This is a genomic window from Alteromonas macleodii (genome assembly GCF_903772925.1).
GTDB lineage: Bacteria > Pseudomonadota > Gammaproteobacteria > Enterobacterales > Alteromonadaceae > Alteromonas > Alteromonas macleodii_A.
The window spans coordinates 3,122,599-3,142,765 of record NZ_LR812090.1; the positions used below are offsets into that span (position 1 = coordinate 3,122,599).

The window sequence follows — 20,167 nt, forward strand, 5'->3', positions numbered from 1 at the left end:
CTCTCACGCCGTGAAGCACTGGAACCTAAATCCAGCGTGTCTACCAATTCCACCACTTCCGCAAGAAGTGGGGTGGACGATGGGACTTGAACCCACGACAACCGGAATCACAATCCGGGGCTCTACCAACTGAGCTACGCCCACCATAGGGTGTGTTGCACAATCTACAAGCTTTATACTAGCAGTGTAGATATAAAAATTCAGCCTTGCTATCAGGACCTACCTGACTCGCATGGCGCGCCCGGCAGGATTCGAACCTGCGACCCACGGCTTAGAAGGCCGTTGCTCTATCCAGCTGAGCTACGGGCGCTTGGCGAATCTTCGCTGCAAAAGTGGTCGGTGAGACAGGATTTGAACCTGCGACCCCTTGTACCCAAAACAAGTGCGCTACCAAGCTGCGCCACTCACCGACTGTCGTATCGACCAAGATGCGTAAGCCTCTGTGCCGTTACGGGGTGCGAATATTACTGACATCCCCCCACCTCGTCAAACACTTTTTTAAATAAAATCACCAACCGCTCACAAAGCACTCATTATCATGTTTTTTTGTACAATTCTGCCTATATTTCACGGCTTTTAATTACGCGTAGTAACCCGTAAACGGGTTTGCCATATTGCTATTGCAAGAAAAGTTATTGGCTCAACCTGGACCGGGCAACCTAGCTTAAAGAAAAGGGCTTTGTTTATTATCACGTAAACTACTTTTTGACGTTGTTGGTCTCTCGTTATTTCCTTTATGTTGAGCGGTTACTCAGTTACACGCACTATTCGGTTAAGTTCAACTTATTAGAGGTTCGGTTACGACCGATAACTACTATCTAATAATTGCTAGAGTATTCCCCCTATTTTATGAAACAATATAGGGCACTTGTTGACCACCCAACCATATAAGAATCGTACAAGACTATGACCGCCCATCTTATTGACGGCAAATTAATTGCCAAGCAAGTTCGCCAACACGTAACATCCTATGTTGAATCACTTACTCAGGCAGGTAAAAGACAGCCAGGTCTTGCCGTTGTCCTTGTAGGCAGTGATGCCGCTTCTCAAGTTTACGTTTCAAATAAGCGTAAAGCCTGTGAAGAAGTAGGTTTCGTTTCTCGCTCTTTCGATCTACCTTCCGACACTACGGAAGAAACCTTACTTAACTTAGTGGACGAGCTAAACGAAGATAAAGAGATAGACGGCATTTTGGTTCAACTACCACTACCTGCCGGTCTCAACGCAGAGAAAGTGTTAGAGCGTATTCACCCGCATAAAGATGTCGATGGCTTCCATCCCTATAACATCGGTCGCCTTGCTCAACGTATTCCCGCTTTACGACCATGTACACCTAAGGGCATCATGACCATGATCGAGTCTACTAAACGCCCTGTTAAGGGTTTAGATGCGGTTATTGTCGGTGCGTCGAATATTGTGGGCCGCCCTATGAGTCTTGAATTATTGTTAGCCGGTTGTACTGTTACTACCTGCCACAAGTTTACCCAAGACCTTAAAAGCCACGTTCAGCGTGCAGACTTACTTGTTGTAGCTGTCGGTAAGCCTAACTTTATACCTGGCGACTGGGTTAAGCCTGGGGCGATTGTGATTGATGTGGGCATTAACCGTCTTAATGATGGCTCATTAATAGGCGATGTTGATTTTGAAAAAGCCAAAGAGCGTGCAGGCTGGATAACACCTGTACCTGGCGGTGTTGGTCCTATGACAGTGGCAAGTTTGATAGAAAACACGCTTGAGGCGTACGTTAAGTTTCATTCTTAAAGCACTAAGGCTTAAACAAATTTTAAAGGCAGAAATTAAATTTCTGCCTTTTTGCTTTATACTCCCCTCTTTTTGAATACTGACCTAAATTGAAAAACTTCTCTATGGCAGAACCAACATCTCCGTTGTGCGAACAACACGTAATTGATGCAACGCTTAAGTGGGTTGATGATATTGTGATAAAACACAATTTTTGCCCCTTTGCGCGCTATGTAAGAACGCCAAATCAAATTCGTTGTAAAGTAATAGCAGGAGATGCGGGGGACGTTATTCAATCTCTGTACGACGAACTTCGCCATTTGGAAGAGAATGAGAGCACCGCTACCACACTAATTGCCCTGACAAATCCGAGCCTTGCTGATTTTGAAGAGTACCTTGATGTGCTAGCTATTGGCGATAATATGTTGCATGACTGGGGATACAGTGGCACCTATCAACTCGCGAGTTTTCACCCTGACTATGTGTTTGACGGTAGCGATTTTAACGATGCTGAAAACTACACGAATCGTTCCCCCTACCCGCTCTTGCATTTAATTCGCGAAGCTCACATTACTCGCTATATGAAGAAAGAAGAGGACGCGGAAAAGATATTCAGCCATAACATTGAAAAGGCGCAGGCACTTGGCTGCCCTTATTTTGAGAACGCATTAGAAGCAATAAAAAAAGATAAGCCTGCGCAGTAAAACACGAGCGTTTTAATTGCTTTGCTAAGTACACAAGTTTTATAAACTGATACCAGAAAAAGTTCTAGTGCAATAACTGAGCAGGCTGAAAATGTTGGATTACTCCCGGGAACCCAAATAAATATTTCATTCGTGAACCGAAAAAATACTTTATCTGGTTCAAGTTTTCACTTGCACTGTTACATTACCTGTTAAGTATGAGAGTAATATGACAGCAAACATTATTTTTAATTAGGTTGAAGCAGACCCGTGACTACGCCAACTTCATTTACCGTATCGACAATCGCGAGTATCGCTACGCCTTTCAAGCAAAAGTTTGCCATCCCAAGGCAACCTAACTTAGCAAAAGCTCATGGGATAATAACGTTCGAAGAAGGGTTTAACGATATCCACATGCTAAAAGGGATAGAAAGTTATAGTCACCTGTGGCTACTTTTTATTTTTCATCAAAACATTGAGCGCGGTTGGAAAAATACAGTAAAGGCACCTCGGTTGGGCGGCAATGCCACTATGGGTGTTTTAGCCACTCGCAGTACACATCGGCCGAACAGTATTGGTATGTCTGTCGTGAAAAACAATGGGCTAGTACACGATAAGGGTAAAGCGCACTTGCTGGTAGAAGGTGTAGATTTAGTAGACGGTACGCCGCTTATCGATATCAAACCTTATATTGGTTACGCAGATAGTGTCCAACACGCAAGCGACAAGCTTGACGACATTAGCCCCATTCCCCAACGCCATGTGAAATTTTTAGATACGCTTAAGCCAACGCTTTCTGAAATAGACAAAAAGTACAGCGACTTTACCTCTTTAGTTAAGGCGGTACTGGCGCAAGACCCTCGCCCAGCTTATAAACAAAAGCTAGATAACGACGAGAAAACCTATCGCGTTACCCTATACGATGTTGATGTAGGCTTTAAGGTGAAAAATAGTGTGGTATGGGTAACTGAGCTTATTCATTTAGGTTAATTGCACTTTTAGTGTAAACAGTCTGTGGCGAAATGGCTCACAGTTAATTAGAATACCGCCAAACGTGTGATGCTCATTCTTTGGTTAAAGCATTTAGCAACAATTCCATAAATTGCATAATGTGTACAACTTATCGCAGAAGGCCAGCACACCCACAGTCATAAATACATTGAAAACAGGATACCTGCTTTACATGCGCACTAGTCAATATTTGCTTGCCACGCAGAAAGAAACACCTGCCGATGCAGAGGTTATCAGCCACCAGCTTATGCTGAGAGCTGGTATGATCAGAAAGCTTGCCTCAGGTCTTTACACGTGGCTGCCGTCAGGTCTTCGTGTACTTAATAAAGTAGCCAATATTGTTCGTGAAGAAATGAACAAAGCAGGCGCGATTGAAGTGCTTATGCCCGTTGTTCAGCCTGCCGATCTATGGGAAGAGTCAGGACGCTGGGAAGAATACGGCCCAGAACTGCTTCGCGTTAAAGACCGTCACCAGCGCGACTTTGTATTAGGCCCAACTCACGAAGAAGTGGTTACAGCCCTTGTACGCAATGAAATAAGCAGCTACAAGCAACTTCCACTAAACCTGTATCAAATCCAGACAAAATTCCGCGACGAAGTTCGCCCGCGTTTCGGCATTATGCGTGGTCGTGAGTTTACGATGAAAGATGCATATAGCTTTCACTTAGAAGAAAGCTGCCTGGAAGAGACTTACCAGCAAATGTATGACGCTTACTGCAACATTTTCTCTCGTATGGGTCTTGATTACAGAGCAGTAATAGCCGATTCAGGCTCAATTGGTGGTAATCATTCTCATGAGTTTCACGTGCTAGCTGACTCTGGTGAAGACGCCATTGCATTCTCATCAGGCAGCGACTACGCGGCTAACGTTGAAATGGCCGCCGCTGTGGCACCAGAAAAAGCACAAGCTACCGGTGCCTCTGTAGAAACGAAAGATGCAAAAGGCAAAGATTTCGAAAAAATACTTAAAAGTATCGATGCCGATATAACCAATACAGTAAAAGTTGTTGTGGTAAAAGCGGCGAACGCAACAGATGACAAAGGCGAAGAAGTACAAGCAGACAACTGGGTTGCATTAGTGCTGCGCGCTGACCACGAATTAAATGATATTAAAGCAGAGAAAATTGAAGGTGTTGCTACCCCGCTGGTTGAAGCGTCATTCGACAAAGCGAAAGAAGTGCTTGGTGTAGTACCCTATTTTGCAGACGCAACTAACCTTCCAATCCCAGCTTACGTGGATGCAAGTGCTGTAGCGCTAGCAGATTTTACAACAGGCGCTGGCGCTGGCGGTAAAATGAACATCAACGTAAATTGGTCTGATGATATTACTGGTGTAGATATTCGCAATGTCGTCGCTGGCGATGCGGCTCCAGACGGTAAAGGCACACTTGATATTAAGCGCGGTATCGAAGTGGGTCATATTTTCCAACTTGGCAGCAAGTATTCAGAAGCCATGAACTGCGGTGTGCTAAGTGAATCAGGTAAGCATCAAACGCTGACCATGGGCTGTTACGGCATTGGTGTATCGCGCATTGTTGCTGCTGCTATCGAACAAAATCACGATAAATTCGGCATAAAGTGGCCAGATCCTATTGCGCCGTTTAAAATTGCATTAATACCAATGAATATGCATAAATCTCATCGTATAAAAGAAGCTGCAGAAGCGCTATACGAAGAGCTTATTGCACTAGGCGTAGAAGTGTTATTTGATGACAGAAAAGAGCGCCCGGGTGTTATGTTCAATGATATGGAATTAATTGGCATACCTCACAGCATTGTTATTGGTGAAAGAAACCTGGATAATCAACAGGTTGAATATAAGAATAGACGTACTGGCGAGAAACAGTTATTAGACCTTAGCGCAGCAAAAGACTTTGTAGCCGCTCTCTAAAACCTGAACTTGCTCATTAGATAAGTAGATGAGGGCGTATGCGGTTAACTTTTTATGGCGTAAGAGGGTCAATACCCACTCCGGGGGCAGCTTACGTTCGTTATGGTGGTAACACCGCATGCGTTCACATTGAGCTCGAGGACGGTACTGATATCATTCTCGACTCAGGTACTGGTATTCGCTTACTTGGCGACCGCTTAATTAAAAAGACAACGCCAATCCACCTTTTATTAAGTCACAACCATTGGGACCATATTCAAGGTTTTCCTTTTTTCGCACCTATTTACCAAGAATCACGTGAAATAAACATTTATCCAGGTCTTACTCAGCTCAACGAACCAGATCAAATTTTAAAACAAATGGAAGGGTCATTATTCCCTGTTCCGAAAAACGCGTTAAAGTCTTCCATAAGCCTTATTGAGTATCCTGCAACAGAAAATACATTTACCATTGGAAGTGCGACTATCACCCGCTTGGCCATGAACCACCCAGGCAGCGGTAGCGCCTATTGTATTGAAGCCGACGGTGCCAAAGTTGCTTATATTACCGATAACGAACTCTACCCTCCTTATAAAAAAGAAACAGATTTTCTAGATTTTGCGAAGTTTGCTAACGGCGCAGACTTGCTTATTCATGATGCACAGTACATGTTAACAGACATGCCTGCTAAAAACGGGTGGGGTCATTCCGTTGCTGAAGAAGCGGTCAAACTCGCTATGGCAAGTCATGTTAAGCAATTAGCTTTATACAGTCATGATCCAGAACGCACAGATGACGCTATAGATGATGTCGTGAAACATTGTAATGAATACGTCACAGTGGCAGCGTCTACTTTACATGTATTTGCGTCTTCAGAAGGCCAAACGTTGGACTTCAATAAAATATAACAACCCCTTGTAACGGAGAATTTAAGGTGTCTGTGTTAAAGCCTTTAATAATATTGGCAGCGTTTGCTGCTTGCACGTCAGTATGCGCTCAAGAATCACAAGAAGTGGTAAGCGAACAAACATCACCTATCGAGAACAGCGAACAGGAAAGCGTTGTTGAAAAGGCAGATGAGCAGCGGTCTCAAGAAGAAAGTGGTATTGAGGTTATAGATATCATCAAACGTGACACAACCACAGAGAGCGCGCTAGATGAACGCCTGGAAGGTGATAAAGAAGCACTAGACAACGTTTTTGCTATTACTCAGCATAGACAAAATTATTTACTTCCTATTACTTACGTTTCTAACCCTAACACTTTCGGCAATGAAGAGTTAACAGAAGAAAACGTAGATAATAAAGAAGCTAAGTTTCAAGTGAGCGCTAAGCTCCCCCTGTACATGGAAGATACTGGCTTTGACGGCTTGTACTTCGGCTTTACGGTAACCTCTTTCTGGCAGCTTTATAATAGTGAAGCGTCAAAGCCCTTTCGCGAGACCAATTACGAGCCAGAAGTTTTCTGGCAAGAAACCGCAGATTATTCGGTACTTGGCTACAAATTTAATACCTTCCAAGTCGGTTTCAATCATATGTCGAACGGCCAAAGTGGTCTGCGCTCACGCAGTTGGAACCGCCTTTTCGCGTCAATAGTGTTCAGCGACAACGACGATATTTATTACTTTAAGACTTGGTATCGTATTCCTGAAGACGAAAAAGCAGACCCGCTTGATCCAACGGGAGACGATAACCCAGACATTCAAGACTACTACGGCAGAATGGAATTTGGTTACGGCAGAAAAATTGGTGCTTTTAAAGTGCTTGCGCTGCTGAGAAACAACCTGGATTTTGACGAAAACAAGGGCAGTATTCAGCTAGATTTCACCTACCCGATATCTGACCGCTATGAGTTACTGCTGCAGTATTTCAATGGCTATGGCGACTCTCTTATCGACTACAACCGTTCACAAGAACGCATCGGTATTGGTTTTCAGCTGCACTTTTTGTAAAACAGATAAGTACGCTTAATTACGAAGCGCCCTCAAAACGATTTGTTTTTTATCGACGCGTTTTGAGCGCGCTTTTTATCGTTCAATAGATACTCGCAGCAGCTAGTCAATTACACCCGCAGCACGATAAAGCTGAATATGCACATCTACCAGCGCAGCAATATCTCTTTGATATCCTCCCCCAATGACCGCCGCAATTGGCACACCTAAACGGTCAGCAAAAGCAAATACAGTCTTGTCCCTTTCATAAACACCTTGGGTGGATATATGTAAATGCCCTAAATCGTCGTTCACATGAACATCCACACCCGCGTCATAGATAATGGCATCGGGTTGAAACTGCCTATTAGCTAATGTAAGCGCCTCTTCAAGCGTAGACAAATACTCGTCATCTTCCGTCCCCTTGGCAAGCCCAATATCAATATCCGAATGCTGCTTTCTGTATGGAAAGTTTTTTTCACCATGAATGGATAAGGTAAAGATATCGCGATCATCTTCAGCAAGCTTGGCTGTGCCGTCTCCTTGGTGCACATCCAAATCGATAATGAGCACATTATCAATAGATGATGTTTGCTGCATGGTTTTTGCCGCTAAATACAAATCATTGAAAAGACAAAAGCCAGAACCAAAGTCCGCGAACGCGTGATGATACCCCCCAGTTAAATTCAAGGCTTTGCCATGCTCTAATGCAAGGTTTGCCGTTAAACAAGTACCTGCGACGGCGGTTCGGGTACGTTCAATTAATTGCTGCGACCAAGGAAAGCCTATACGACGCATAGCTTTTTTATCTAATGCGCCAGTAGTAAGCGCATCGACATAGCTTGAGTCGTAATAGGCCGTAAGAACAGATAAATCAACGGGTGACGGGGTAATAAAACGCGCTTTATCAACTCCACGCCTTACCAGCTCGTCGCGAATACCCACATATTTTTCGATGGGAAAGCGGTGTCGTTCGGGAAGGTCTAACTGGCTATATATGGGGTGAAAAACGAGTGGCGTGGTCATTATTTTTAGTGCAACTTATTCAATATATGGCTCATGGAACAAGGAATAAGCGGCATGGTTTTAAAAGCCACCTTGACGCTTACTCCAAAACATTTTAGTTCCACATCTGCGGTTAATACTGACAAAGCACAGTTAGCGGGTCAAACTGTTCACCACCTTTTCCACGTTTTCTGACATACTTTTCATTGAGCGAGACATGTCATCACGCTGCGCAAGCTGATGATATTTTTCTGACGATGTCACTACGTTGCTTATAATTGCTTCCACCTGCTGTAGCACCGCTTCTTGCTCATCTGCCGCTTCGTTAAGCGCCACCACTACGCTCGCGGTTTCTTGAATATCTCTCACTACATTATTGAGGGTTTCAAGTGCCGTAGCGGCCTCTGCCGCGTTGTTATCAGATAACTGCTTGCCCGATGACATGGCCGCTACCGCACCTTTTGCCTCCGCCTCAAAGCTGCTCAAAATATCGTTAATTTCTTTAGTCGATTGTTGCGTTTTAGCTGCAAGTGCCCGAACTTCATCCGCTACTACCGCAAACCCTCGCCCGTGCTCACCTGCCCTTGCAGCTTCAATTGCTGCGTTAAGTGCTAACAAATTAGTTTGGTCGGCAATTTCATTAATGACGTTCACCACTTTAAGGATATTCGTGCTTCGACTTTGAAGTTCAGAAACAATATTACTGGATTCGGTTACCGTTTTAGCTAGCTGTTTAAAGCCTGCGTTAGCACTTTCAAATGTGGCGTAACAGCTTGCTACGTTCTTTTCAGAATTATTGGTAGCTACAGCAACTTGGTCAGTAATAGCCACTAAATTCTGTACAATCTCTTTCAGTTTATCTGTGCTGCTATCAAGCGAACGCGACGCATCACGCTGGCCATTGGCGCCTTCCATAATGGATTGGCTGACGTTACCGAGTGTACCGAAGGCTTTTTCCATTTCTCGTTCCGCCTGTTGAAGCTGCGCAACCGAATCTTTCAGCTTGTATTGCAACGCGCGGGCGGAATCGGCCAACATACCTAGTTCGTGCTCACTTGTATAAGTTAATGCATAGTCATAGCGGCTATTAGCTAAGTTCGATATACACGCAGCAACAGCCTTCGTTGGCTTGATAACTTGAGAACGCAGGCGAGCAACAACGTACACAACTGAAAGCCCAGACAGCGCAACAGCGGCCAATAATATGATCCAAAGCATACTGCGGGTATTGGCTTTAAGCTCAGCTATTGCATTGGCTGAATCTGCTTCAATTTCCGATGCTATGCTTGATAAAAGCTTAGCGGGCTCTCTATCAATACCGCGCACAAAGCTATCGCCAACTTTAGGGTCAAACCCTGAGGTAATAAACGCGTTGTAACCTTCTCGATATTTTTCGGCCATCACGGCATGCGCTTTTTTAAATTGCCTGATATCAGACTTCACGCTATCACTTATCACATTACCCGATAGCATCAGGTCAAATTGACGAGTTATATCAGCTTCACGCTGCTTGAATCGTTCCCAGTATTTTTCTCTATCTTCTTTTTTATGTCCGCGTAGCAAGACATTCTTCCACTCTTGAACTTGTGTCTTGAACGTACTAAGCGTTGTATTGACGTCTCGCTCAGCTTGAACCAGCGTATTCTCTAGCTCATCAAATGCGCTAAGCAAAGAAAATGATTTCAAAATTGAAGCACCATTGAGTAATACAAGAATGAAAAGACTGGCGAGAACGGGCGTCATCACCAAACGACTGATGCTTGTGTAATTGAACACGGCTTAACCTTTAGTATAATTTTGAAGGAGGACGTCGCCATTAAATGATAGTTTTATGACGGTATGGTTACAAGTTAGGTATAAGGCAACATATCAATATATATAAAAATATACGCAGTGCTGACAGGTTGCTTATTAACTTATTCTTTTTGAGGTAAATACAAAAAAAGAGCCCGAAAGCTCTTTTTTTTTCATTTTGGTATATTTACACCCGATTATTCCCACTCAATCGTAGCAGGTGGCTTACCAGAGATGTCGTAAACCACACGGCTAATGCCGTCGATTTCATTGATAATGCGATTCGACACTTTACCTAGGAAATCATATGGCAAGTGAGCCCAGTGAGCTGTCATAAAGTCGATGGTCTCTACTGCGCGAAGGCTTACCACCCAATCGTATTTACGCGCATCACCCATTACGCCAACCGAGCGCACTGGAAGGAATACGGTAAACGCTTGGCTTACTTTTTGGTACAAATCAGCTGCATATAGCTCTTCAATAAAGATAGCGTCAGCGCGACGTAGTAGGTCGCAATATTCTTTCTTAATTTCACCAAGTACACGAACACCTAGACCCGGTCCAGGGAACGGGTGGCGGTAAAGCATGTCGTATGGTAAACCTAACTCAAGGCCTATTTTGCGGACTTCATCTTTAAATAGTTCACGCAGTGGCTCAACAAGACCCAGTTCCATATCTTCAGGAAGACCGCCCACGTTGTGGTGCGACTTAATTACGTGCGCCTTACCAGTTGCTGAACCCGCTGACTCAATCACGTCTGGGTAGATAGTACCCTGTGCTAGCCATTTAGCGTTCTCTAATTTGCTCGCTTCCTCATCGAATACACGAACAAATTCGTTACCGATAGCTTTACGCTTAAGCTCAGGATCTTCAATGCCTTTCAAGCGGTCAAGGAAACGGCCTTCAGCGTCGACACGGATAATGTTTAAACCAAAGTGGTCACCAAACATTTCCATCACCTGATCGGCTTCATTAAGGCGCAGCAATCCGTTATCTACAAATACACAGGTAAGGTTTCTGCCAATAGCACGGTGAAGTAACATAGCCGTTACTGAAGAGTCTACACCTCCCGATAAACCTAATATGACGCGCTCGTCACCTACTTTTTCTTTAATACGCTCAATAGCATCGTCAATAATTGCGCCAGCCGTCCACAGCTTTTCACACTTACAAACATCCATTACAAAGTGAGTAAGTAAACGCATACCTTGGCGTGTGTGAGTCACTTCTGGGTGGAATTGTACGCCGTAGAATTGCTTTTCTTCGTTATACATTGCCGCATGCGGACATGAAGCCGTTTGCGCAATGGTTTCAAAGCCTTCAGGAATAGCTGCTACTTTATCGCCGTGGCTCATCCATACATCAAGCAGCGCCGCGCCGTTATCACCTATCGCATCTTCAATTTTATCCAGCAGCGGGCTTGGCTTAATCACTTCTACTTGCGCATAACCAAATTCACGCTTGTCTGAGCCCAGTACGCCACCGCCTAACTGGTGCGCCATAGTTTGCATGCCATAGCACACGCCTAGCACGGGCACGCCGGCTTCAAACACATACTCAGGTGCTCGCGGTGAGCCTTCTTCTGTTACTGACTCTGGGCCACCAGACAAGATAATTCCTTGAGGATTAAATTCGCGGATTTGCTCTTCGGTCACATCCCAAGCCCAAAGCTCGCAGTAAACGCCGATTTCGCGAACACGACGTGCTATCAACTGCGTGTATTGCGAGCCAAAATCCAAAATAAGTATGCGTTGGTCGTGGATATTTGTGGTCATGTTTTATTTTTACCCGTTAAATAAAAGAACAAAGGCTGGTGTAGTACCAGCCTCGCAGTCGTCGGTCGCCTTAACCTAAACGGTAATTTGGCGCTTCTTTGGTAATGCTTACATCGTGCACGTGGCTCTCGCCCATTCCGGCTGAAGTTACGCGCACAAATTGTGCCTTGGTATTTAGCTCTTCAATCGTTGCGCAGCCCGTTAAGCCCATGGCTGAGCGCAAGCCGCCCATTTGCTGATGGATAATATTAGCAATTGGACCTTTGTACGCTACGCGGCCTTCAATACCTTCTGGTACTAATTTCTCAGCGTTATCAGAATCTTGGAAGTAACGGTCTGACGAACCGTGGCTTTGATCCATAGCGCCTAGTGAACCCATACCGCGATATGACTTGTAATAACGGCCTTGGAAAAGTTCTACTTCCCCTGGCGCTTCTTCAGTACCTGCTAGCATGCTGCCAACCATTACGCAGCTTGCGCCAGCAGCCAACGCCTTAGCAATGTCACCCGAAAAACGAATACCGCCGTCAGCGATTACTGGAATGTCAGTATCTTTAAGCGCTTCTACTGCATCTGATACCGCAGTAATTTGAGGCACACCGCAACCGGTTACGATACGGGTAGTACAAATTGAACCAGGCCCAATTCCCACTTTAACAGCATCTACGCCGGCATCGGCAAGTGCTTTCGCGCCATCGCCCGTCGCAACGTTACCCGCAATAATTTGTACATCTGGATAGTCTGCACGTACTTTCTTAACGCGGTCAATAACGCCTTGCGAATGACCGTGAGAAGTATCGATTAGTAGAACATCTACACCTGCATCAACAAGTAAGGCGATACGCTCATCAGTACCAGCACCAACGCTTACCGCCGCTCCTACGCGAAGACGACCTAGTGAGTCTTTACACGCATTAGGCTTGTTTTCTGCTTTTTGGAAGTCTTTAACGGTGATAAGACCTGTAAGCTTGAACGCATCGTCTACAACAAGAATTTTTTCAATGCGGTGTTCGTGCATTAAATCTAGCACTACGTCAGAGCTTGCACCTTCTTTAACGGTAACCAGATCATCCTTTTTGGTCATCACGTTACTAATAGGAAGATTTAAGCGCTTTTCAAAGCGAAGGTCACGGCCTGTCACAATACCAATTAGGTTATTGTCTTTGTCAGTTACCGGGAAACCAGAGTAGCCTAGACGCTTAGAAAGCGCGATAACTTCACCAATGGTCGCGTTCTCTTCTACCGTTACCGGGTCAGATACCACACCACTTTCGTATTTCTTAACTTCACGTACGTGTTTGGCTTGCTCTTCGGGCTTCATGTTCTTATGAATGAAACCAATACCACCCTCTTGAGCTAGCGCAATGGCTAGACGGGCTTCAGAAACCGTGTCCATGGCAGCAGACACCATTGGAATATTTAACGTTACTCCACGGGTTAGACGGGTTTGTAGGTTGGCTGTATGAGGGAGGACGGTCGAGTGGCCGGGAACCAGCAACACATCGTCGAACGTCAGGGCTTCTTGGATGATACGTAGCATGCAACAACACCTATTCAGTTGAGGGTTAATTGCGGCGCAATTGTAGTGTTTTTTAGTTTTCAGGTAAACTCTAAATGTATTAAACCTAGTGATTTTTTTTATGTTTACAAATTCGCCATCTACGTCTCGACAAATTTTAACAGTCACCAAGCTGAATCGCTTAGCCAGAACCGTGTTGGAGGGCGAAATTGGCCTTATTTGGCTATCTGCCGAAATATCCAACTTTGTGGCAGCCGCATCAGGGCATTGGTACTTCACGCTGAAAGACAACAAAGCCCAAGTCCGCGCGGCCATGTTCAAAGGTTCAAACCGAAACGTTCGCATTCGCCCGAAAGAAGGCGATAAAATTTTAGTGCGGGCGTCGGTAGGGCTTTACGAAGCACGCGGCGACTATCAACTCGTCGTTGAGCATATGGAAAGCGATGGAGAAGGTGCACTTAAGCAAGCGTTTGAAGCGCTGAAGTTCAAACTTCATAATGAAGGCTTGTTCGACGCCAATAACAAACGTCCTCTGCCTGAACGTATTAATCGCATTGGCGTAATAACCTCATCAAGCGGTGCAGCACTTCACGATGTATTAAGTGTATTAAAACGCAGGAGTCCGCAAACTGAAGTCATCGTGTATCCGTCAATGGTTCAAGGCGAGACTGCTCCTCAACAATTAATCAATGCATTGAGTACGGCTAACAGACGCGCTGAAGTCGATGTGCTATTACTTACGCGCGGCGGTGGTTCATTAGAAGACTTATGGTGTTTTAATGATGAGAGCCTAGCAAGGGAAGTTGCCGCAAGTTCCCTACCCATCGTTAGCGCCGTGGGTCATGAAGTAGATTTCACAATAAGCGACTTCGTCGCTGATGTTCGCGCCCCTACCCCATCTGCAGCCGCAGAAATCTTAAGTCAGGACTCTACTGCTCTTTACCAAACGTTGCATCAGCAAAAACAACGCTTAGCACGAGCAGTACATCAGTATATTCAAACTAATAAGCAGCAGCTCACTTTAAAGAAACAACGTTTAAATGCGTTGCACCCACAAAGTCGTATACAGTCGCAGTGGCAAACGTTAGACCGGCTACAGCTACGCATGACCCATAAAATGCAAAGTGATTTAGCAAAAGCAGAGAAGCAACTGCATACGCTAGCATCTAGATTAAACCATCAATCACCGTCGGCAAGTGTAGCGCGAGCAAAAGATAAACTTAACTATGCGAATACCAAGCTTATTTCAGGTATAAATGCACTTATTAAAGGTAAGAAAAGTGAACTTGGCAGTAAAGTAGGCCTCTTACAATCCGTAAGCCCTCTTTCAACACTTGCCCGAGGTTACAGCATCACGCTTACCGAAAAAGCAGCGGTGAATAGCGTGGAAAAAGTTGAAATAGGTGATGAGATAAAAACACGAGTGACTGACGGTGAAATAACCAGTACAGTGACGAAAATTCAGCGGCAATAGATGGCTTTTAATATTATGCCCGTTAGTGCAAAAAACATCATATTTTATTCTTTGCAGCTGCGGGCCAGAGTCTTGTTTTGCAAACTGCTTCAGAGTTTCGCCAAGCCAGTACCTATGCTGCCCCTTTGCTTATTGTTGATAGTCGATTTTTCTAATCACGCATGGGCGTCTTCAGTGGACCAAAGCGTTGCTGTTTTCTCTACCTACCCAAGCGAAGATTTACTTGAGGCCTGTATTGAACAGCGAGAAACATATAACCTCGAACCTGATTTCGTAAGCGACAACACTTTATGCCAAGAAGATGCTATTTCTCCAGAAAATTTCATCAAAGAACTCAGTGAAACCGGAAAATTTAACAACCTCTTACCCTACGCTGAGGGAAACGACTACGAACTGCTTATTGCTAACGTGGGTGCTGCGCCCAATGTGCACAAGCAAAATGCGAAGCAATTCGCGGAATTTACGCTACAGTGGCGGGGCATTGAAATTGATTCTTCAGCATTTGATAGCGGTATAGAAACCAGTAATAGCAATGTTATTGAAAAGCAAAGCACCGAAAATGTTGTACGTTTACTGGTATCTCGCTGGCTTGAACACGTAAAGCATAAACAAATTTTCACCAGCGAGTTCTTGTTTGCTGCCCTTGAAGCAAGTAATTACAACTTAGCACTCAAGGTTCCAGATGCCGTCGGCGAGTTTACTAAACTAGACACCCAGCTTTACTCGGACCCTTTTAGTGGTGCAATCACTCGTTATATACATTCAAACTTCGAAGACGCTTTGGTCGACGTTACCGTCTACCCATTTTTGGCGCAGCTTTCTTCAGATGAAAGCGAACTTTTGCCACAGGAATTAGAAAGCGACTTTAAGAAAGCATCGGCTACAGCAGAGTTACAGCACTTAATTTTATCTCAAGTCAGTCCTGCCTCTCCCTATACAGTGAACGATAAACTTTCTGGGTGGAGGCTAGGTTTAAGTGCAAATTCAGAAACATCGCCAACAATTTTCGCAACAACCTATGTATTTAGACAACAGGACAAGATAGTTAAAGTGTCTACCACTTTCCCTCCTGATTTTTCAGACACTATTGTCAACCAGTTGATCGTTAAGGTTGAAGTACCACAAGAGTCTGAAATGATGAAAAAGGTTCGCACCCTGCTTTTGGAAGGTCAGCGCTAGGCTTTTTTCACTTTATTACGTTTCGTAAACGATAAATTTCGTTTTGGTCTTTTTTCGAATTCACTACTAAGGATATAGACTTTTTGCTGTTCCTGAGGTTTGTATCTGTCAAACCAGTTGTATATTTGATTTTTTTGAAGTGGTGAGGTGCTTTTAAATAACTTTTCTACTGACAAAATAACGTCCAAATACAATTAACTACGATGCGTTTTCCCTAAATCGAATTGCATTAGGTTGCAAAAATGGCTCCAACACTTACCAGTTAAAGAATGCTTTATTTTCAAAGGGGCAAAGCGTTGTTATGCCAGAAGAAGTGAGACGTTGAAACGTTAAAGAGAGCGTAAAGTCTACAACTAAGTTGTAATTATGACTCAACGATAGTGAGAGGAAGAGGAAGAATAAAGGCGCTACTTCAACTGAACGAGAAATAGCGCCTAAGTATTTAAGATGCTTCTGAAGCTTACTTTTTGTCTTTGTAGTAAGACATCATACGGCGACGTTTGCGCTGCTGCGCCAAGGTCAGATTAGCTTTTTTACCTTCAAACGGGTTATTACCCTCTCTGAATTCAATCTTAATAGGCGTGCCCATAATCTCTAGCGCTCTTCTGAAATAGTTCATTAAGAAACGTTTATAAGAGCTCGGCAGGTCATCCACCTGATTGCCGTGAATAACAATAACAGGCGGGTTATAGCCACCGGCATGAGCATACTTCATTTTCACCCGACGACCGCGAACAAGCGGTGGCTGATGGTCGTCCTGTGCCATTTCCATAATTTGAGTAAGCAAAGCAGTATTGATGCGTTTGGTCGCACTCATATAAGCTTCTTGCACAGATTCGAATAGGTTACCCACACCAGAACCGTGAAGCGCTGAAATAAAATGGATACGCGCAAAGTCGACAAAGCCCAAGCGACGGTCCATTTCACGCTTTATATCGTCTTTCACGTCTGTGCTTAGCCCATCCCACTTGTTTACAGCCACAACTAGCGAGCGCCCAGAATTCAAAACAAAACCCAGTAAGCTTAAATCTTGATCAGTAATGCCTTCTCTGGCATCGATGACTAATAACACCACGTTTGCTTCTTCAATCGCTTGAAGGGTTTTTACAATAGAAAACTTCTCTACGGCTTCACTGATCTTTCTGCGCTTTCTTACACCTGCAGTGTCTATAAGGATGTATTCACGTTCGTCCCTTTCCATAGGGATATAAACGCTGTCACGAGTTGTGCCCGGCATGTCATACACAACAACTCGCTCTTCACCTAAGATACGGTTTGTTAGTGTTGATTTACCTACGTTTGGCTTTCCGACAATAGCTAGCTTAATAGGCAACTCTTGTAAACGCTGACGCTGAGCTTCGGCATCTTCTTCTTCCTCTGGCTCTTCGTCGACAATTTCCATGTCTGGGAAGTCGGCTTCTAGTGGTTTCAGAGCATCCTGCAGTAACTGGCTTACGCCACGGCCATGTGCCGCTGCAATTTGCTTTATCTCGCCTAGACCTAAAGAGTAAAATTCTGCGCTTTCACTATCGCCGTCAATACCGTCAACTTTGTTGGCTACAACAAATACTTTCTTGTTTATGCGCCTGAGGTGATCAGCAATACCTTGGTCGGCGGGCAGCATCCCTGCTCTTGCATCAACCAAAAATAAAACCACATCGGCTTCTTCGATCGCCAATAAAGACTGCTGCGCCATTTCGGCATCAATGCCTTCTTCATCACCTGTAATACCGCCGGTATCAACAACAATGAACTGGCGCTTTTCAAACTTCGCTTGACCGTATTTACGGTCGCGAGTTAACCCAGGGTAATCTGCAACAAGTGCATCACGGGTATTAGTAAGGCGATTAAACAAGGTTGATTTGCCAACATTAGGGCGGCCAACCAAAGCAACAACGGGTAACATTTATCAGATCCTAAGGGTCATGAAAGCTAAAAAAGCACAAGCCACACACACCATGTAATCAAGCAACGTTTGGGAAGTTTATTCTCTAACGATTAAGAATATGTGATGAGGCTTTTAAGAATGGGCGCATTATACCTTGTTCACTATCTAATACCAATCCGCATAGATAATTGCCCACTCAGCGAGAATTAAAATGTTCCTGATCGCAGCGTGTTACCGCAGGTATAGTGGTTCTGCACCGCGGTAAAGATATTCATGCAAAACTACGAATAGAATAATAAATAGAAAGGGCGTTTTAGGTCACACCTAAAACGCCCTTAAAAGGATGTATTAAATTATGAAGTACTAGTTTGGCGCGCGTACCGAGACTACTTCGCCATTTCTTGTTACAGCAATAATATTACCGTCAACATTCAGCGGTGCTGCGAAAATAGCATCGTCTTCATCGTCGCCGCCCACATCTAGTCGAGCCACTACTTCACCAGATTCTTGTTCTATCCAGTGTAGGAAGCCCCAATTATCACCCACTACAATATGTTCGCCCACCGGGGTCGCTGCAGTTAGCGAACGCTGTTTAAGCAGTCCTTGAGACCATAGCTCTACGCCATTTCGTCTATCAAGGGCATAAACATTAGAGTTATTGTCTACAACAAAAATACTGTTGCCATCGATATTCAGATTGCGGAATGATGCGTATTCACGCTTCCAAATAACCCGACCTGAACGAAGCTCTACAGCGGCCAATGTGCCGTTATAAGAAACGGTGTATATAGTTCCGCCATAAAGTACTGGAGTAGTATCAATATCGACAATACGCTCAAGCTCTGTCGCGCCAGAAGGCGTTCCAATGACTGTTTCCCACGCGAGCACACCGGTTTCAATAAGGTTTACTTGAATTTTACCGGTCGGGGTACCCACGATAGCGCCGCCGTTTGAAGCAATGGGGCCTGAGATACCGCGAAGCGTTAATGGGGGCGTATCGCCCTCGTGTCTCCACATTTGCTCGCCAGTTCGGGTATTAAAACCAAACAAACTTCCAGCGCCTGTGTTGACCACGAGGATCCCTTCATCGGCAGCTGGGGCCGCAAGAATTTCTCCAGGTACCGTAGCTTCCCATACAAGCTCACCCGTTTCTGCGTCCATTGCCGCTATGTAACCATTTTCGGTACCTATGAATACATGTCTATCTGCAACAGAAATACCGCCAATACGCGCTGTTTCACCACTTTGCCATAGCTTGGTTATCGAACTCAACATGCCTTCAGAGCGAAACTGTGCGAAGTCTTTTTGCCACAACACCTTTCCTGTTTCTGGCTCCATCGCAACAACGGCGCCATGGCGATCAGCAGCAAAAAGCTTGTCGTAAGCGTATACAGGGCGTAGACGTGAGAAATAATGGTCAACGCCATCACCAATATCACGGTTCCACACTAATTCAGGAGTAAACTTAGCTTCAATCGGCTTTAAACGACGAATTTCTAGTTCTTCTTCATCTGCAAACCAGTCTGAAATAGTAGAGCAGCCAGACATTGTGATAGACACTGCCAATGCCATACCTATCGTGCGAGCAAATCGACCTTTACGGCCACACGTGTTGTGAAACAAATTGCGTACCTCTTTATTATTTACACCAGCCCAGTGGGCATCGCTTACTGTGCAGCAGAAACCGACAGGTTATCTAACTTCATTTGTAAAAGCGGATTGTTGGCATTTTTTTCTAACGCATTTGAATAAGCTAAACGAGCATCGTCAAACTTGCCTTGTTTTTGATACACATCGCCTTTTAGTTCAGAAACCTCTGCTGCAAATGCGTCGTTAATAACATTGCTAAGCGTAGACAACGCCGCATCAAGCTGGTTCATTTCAATTTGCACCCGAGATAAACGAAGCGACGCTAACACCTTCATTTCATCGTTCTCAGCAAAGGTAACAACGCTATTTAGATGCGAAGCAGCAGCGTCTAAATCGCCTGCTTCTACCGCTTGCTTAGCTGCAAGAAGACTGGCAATGCTAGCATAACCACTATCTTTATTTTCTTCGATGAAGGCCTTAACTTTTGCGTCACTTCCCTCGGTACCAAATGTTTCTACCGCATTTTGATACGCAACCGATGCAGCTTCTTTATTTTCAATTTGAGCTTCAGAATACGCTCTCCAGCCCCATAGGCCGCCTAAACCTAGCGCAGCGCCGACGATAATAGCTGTACCGTGTTCTTTCCAAAAACGCTTAATCGCTTCTACTTGTTGTTCTTCTGTTGCGAACTGTTCCATGATGTCCTCTA

The 20,167-nt window shown here is 44.6% G+C and carries 15 protein-coding genes and 3 tRNA genes; 8 read left to right on the forward strand and 10 right to left on the reverse strand.

The features are described 5' to 3' along the window. Positions 1-68: 68 nt before the first annotated feature. The 3 genes from PCAR9_RS13500 to PCAR9_RS13510 all read right to left on the reverse strand — a co-directional run bounded on the left by PCAR9_RS13500 (position 69) and on the right by PCAR9_RS13510 (position 410). Positions 69-144 (reverse strand) — tRNA-His (locus PCAR9_RS13500). Between the two features lie 89 nt (positions 145-233). After that, positions 234-310 (reverse strand) — tRNA-Arg (locus PCAR9_RS13505). 23 nt (positions 311-333) lie between these two features. Next, positions 334-410: transfer RNA gene (locus tag PCAR9_RS13510), tRNA-Pro, on the reverse strand. 496 nt (positions 411-906) lie between these two features. Here PCAR9_RS13510 and folD point away from each other — a divergent pair. The 6 genes from folD to PCAR9_RS13540 all read left to right on the forward strand — a co-directional run bounded on the left by folD (position 907) and on the right by PCAR9_RS13540 (position 7,255). Further along, on the forward strand, positions 907-1,761 hold the full coding sequence (gene folD, locus PCAR9_RS13515) for a bifunctional methylenetetrahydrofolate dehydrogenase/methenyltetrahydrofolate cyclohydrolase FolD (RefSeq protein WP_118493308.1): 855 nt from the start codon (positions 907-909) through the stop codon (positions 1,759-1,761). Between the two features lie 104 nt (positions 1,762-1,865). Next, a complete protein-coding gene (locus PCAR9_RS13520; protein WP_179984037.1) occupies positions 1,866-2,444 on the forward strand; it encodes a DUF1415 domain-containing protein in 579 nt (192 codons plus the stop codon). Positions 2,445-2,693: 249 nt separating this feature from the next. Further along, the gene (gene tsaA, locus PCAR9_RS13525; protein ID WP_179984038.1) at positions 2,694-3,413 is read left to right on the forward strand and encodes a tRNA (N6-threonylcarbamoyladenosine(37)-N6)-methyltransferase TrmO; all 720 of its coding nucleotides are present in this window, start codon (positions 2,694-2,696) and stop codon (positions 3,411-3,413) included. A gap of 193 nt (positions 3,414-3,606) precedes the next feature. Continuing rightward, entirely contained in the window at positions 3,607-5,325 is a 1,719-nt protein-coding gene (locus tag PCAR9_RS13530; RefSeq protein ID WP_179984039.1) for a proline--tRNA ligase, read from the forward strand. Positions 5,326-5,363: 38 nt separating this feature from the next. Next, a complete protein-coding gene (locus tag PCAR9_RS13535) occupies positions 5,364-6,212 on the forward strand; it encodes an MBL fold metallo-hydrolase (RefSeq protein WP_179984040.1) in 849 nt (282 codons plus the stop codon). 26 nt (positions 6,213-6,238) lie between these two features. Further along, positions 6,239-7,255 (forward strand): phospholipase A, encoded by a 1,017-nt coding sequence (locus PCAR9_RS13540; protein ID WP_179984041.1) that lies wholly within the window; start codon positions 6,239-6,241, stop codon positions 7,253-7,255. A gap of 102 nt (positions 7,256-7,357) precedes the next feature. On the opposite strand, the gene PCAR9_RS13545 is transcribed toward PCAR9_RS13540, so the two are convergent. The 4 genes from PCAR9_RS13545 to guaB form a co-directional block, all read right to left on the reverse strand. Next, positions 7,358-8,260, reverse strand: coding sequence for a histone deacetylase family protein (locus PCAR9_RS13545; protein WP_179984042.1), 903 nt, complete (start codon positions 8,258-8,260; stop codon positions 7,358-7,360). 132 nt (positions 8,261-8,392) lie between these two features. Next, complete coding sequence (locus PCAR9_RS13550) at positions 8,393-10,015, reverse strand: methyl-accepting chemotaxis protein (protein WP_179984043.1); 1,623 nt, start codon at positions 10,013-10,015, stop codon at positions 8,393-8,395. Between the two features lie 215 nt (positions 10,016-10,230). Continuing rightward, positions 10,231-11,808 carry a glutamine-hydrolyzing GMP synthase gene (gene guaA, locus PCAR9_RS13555; protein ID WP_179984044.1) on the reverse strand — a complete coding sequence of 526 codons (1,578 nt, stop codon included), beginning with the start codon at positions 11,806-11,808 and terminating at the stop codon, positions 10,231-10,233. Between the two features lie 70 nt (positions 11,809-11,878). Then, positions 11,879-13,348, reverse strand: a complete 1,470-nt coding sequence (guaB, locus tag PCAR9_RS13560) for an IMP dehydrogenase (RefSeq protein WP_179984045.1) — start codon at positions 13,346-13,348, stop codon at positions 11,879-11,881. 100 nt (positions 13,349-13,448) lie between these two features. Between guaB and xseA the strand changes: the two genes are divergently transcribed. Beyond that, positions 13,449-14,801, forward strand: a complete 1,353-nt coding sequence (gene xseA, locus PCAR9_RS13565) for an exodeoxyribonuclease VII large subunit (RefSeq protein WP_179984046.1) — start codon at positions 13,449-13,451, stop codon at positions 14,799-14,801. After that, on the forward strand, positions 14,802-15,980 hold the full coding sequence (locus PCAR9_RS13570) for a hypothetical protein (RefSeq protein ID WP_179984047.1): 1,179 nt from the start codon (positions 14,802-14,804) through the stop codon (positions 15,978-15,980). A 460-nt stretch (positions 15,981-16,440) separates the two neighbouring features. Here PCAR9_RS13570 and der read toward each other — a convergent pair whose 3' ends face one another. The 3 genes from der to PCAR9_RS13585 all read right to left on the reverse strand — a co-directional run bounded on the left by der (position 16,441) and on the right by PCAR9_RS13585 (position 20,156). After that, positions 16,441-17,886, reverse strand: a complete 1,446-nt coding sequence (gene der / locus PCAR9_RS13575) for a ribosome biogenesis GTPase Der (RefSeq protein ID WP_179984048.1) — start codon at positions 17,884-17,886, stop codon at positions 16,441-16,443. Positions 17,887-18,231: 345 nt separating this feature from the next. Then, positions 18,232-19,491 (reverse strand): outer membrane protein assembly factor BamB, encoded by a 1,260-nt coding sequence (gene bamB / locus PCAR9_RS13580; RefSeq protein ID WP_179984049.1) that lies wholly within the window; start codon positions 19,489-19,491, stop codon positions 18,232-18,234. Between the two features lie 44 nt (positions 19,492-19,535). After that, positions 19,536-20,156, reverse strand: coding sequence for a YfgM family protein (locus PCAR9_RS13585; protein ID WP_179984050.1), 621 nt, complete (start codon positions 20,154-20,156; stop codon positions 19,536-19,538). Positions 20,157-20,167: the final 11 nt, after the last annotated feature.

Excerpts from the sequence above, each read along its gene's own strand:
- PCAR9_RS13535 (WP_179984040.1), top strand. The coding sequence starts at position 5,364 with ATGCGGTTAACTTTTTATGGCGTAAGAGGGTCAATACCCACTCCGGGG.
- PCAR9_RS13570 (WP_179984047.1), top strand. The coding sequence starts at position 14,802 with ATGGCTTTTAATATTATGCCCGTTAGTGCAAAAAACATCATATTTTAT.
- PCAR9_RS13545 (WP_179984042.1), bottom strand. The coding sequence starts at position 8,260 with ATGACCACGCCACTCGTTTTTCACCCCATATATAGCCAGTTAGACCTT.
- guaB (WP_179984045.1), bottom strand. The coding sequence starts at position 13,348 with ATGCTACGTATCATCCAAGAAGCCCTGACGTTCGACGATGTGTTGCTG.
- guaA (WP_179984044.1), bottom strand. The coding sequence starts at position 11,808 with ATGACCACAAATATCCACGACCAACGCATACTTATTTTGGATTTTGGC.
- PCAR9_RS13520 (WP_179984037.1), top strand. The coding sequence starts at position 1,866 with ATGGCAGAACCAACATCTCCGTTGTGCGAACAACACGTAATTGATGCA.
- folD (WP_118493308.1), top strand. The coding sequence starts at position 907 with ATGACCGCCCATCTTATTGACGGCAAATTAATTGCCAAGCAAGTTCGC.
- xseA (WP_179984046.1), top strand. The coding sequence starts at position 13,449 with ATGTTTACAAATTCGCCATCTACGTCTCGACAAATTTTAACAGTCACC.
- PCAR9_RS13585 (WP_179984050.1), bottom strand. The coding sequence starts at position 20,156 with ATGGAACAGTTCGCAACAGAAGAACAACAAGTAGAAGCGATTAAGCGT.
- der (WP_179984048.1), bottom strand. The coding sequence starts at position 17,886 with ATGTTACCCGTTGTTGCTTTGGTTGGCCGCCCTAATGTTGGCAAATCA.
- PCAR9_RS13530 (WP_179984039.1), top strand. The coding sequence starts at position 3,607 with ATGCGCACTAGTCAATATTTGCTTGCCACGCAGAAAGAAACACCTGCC.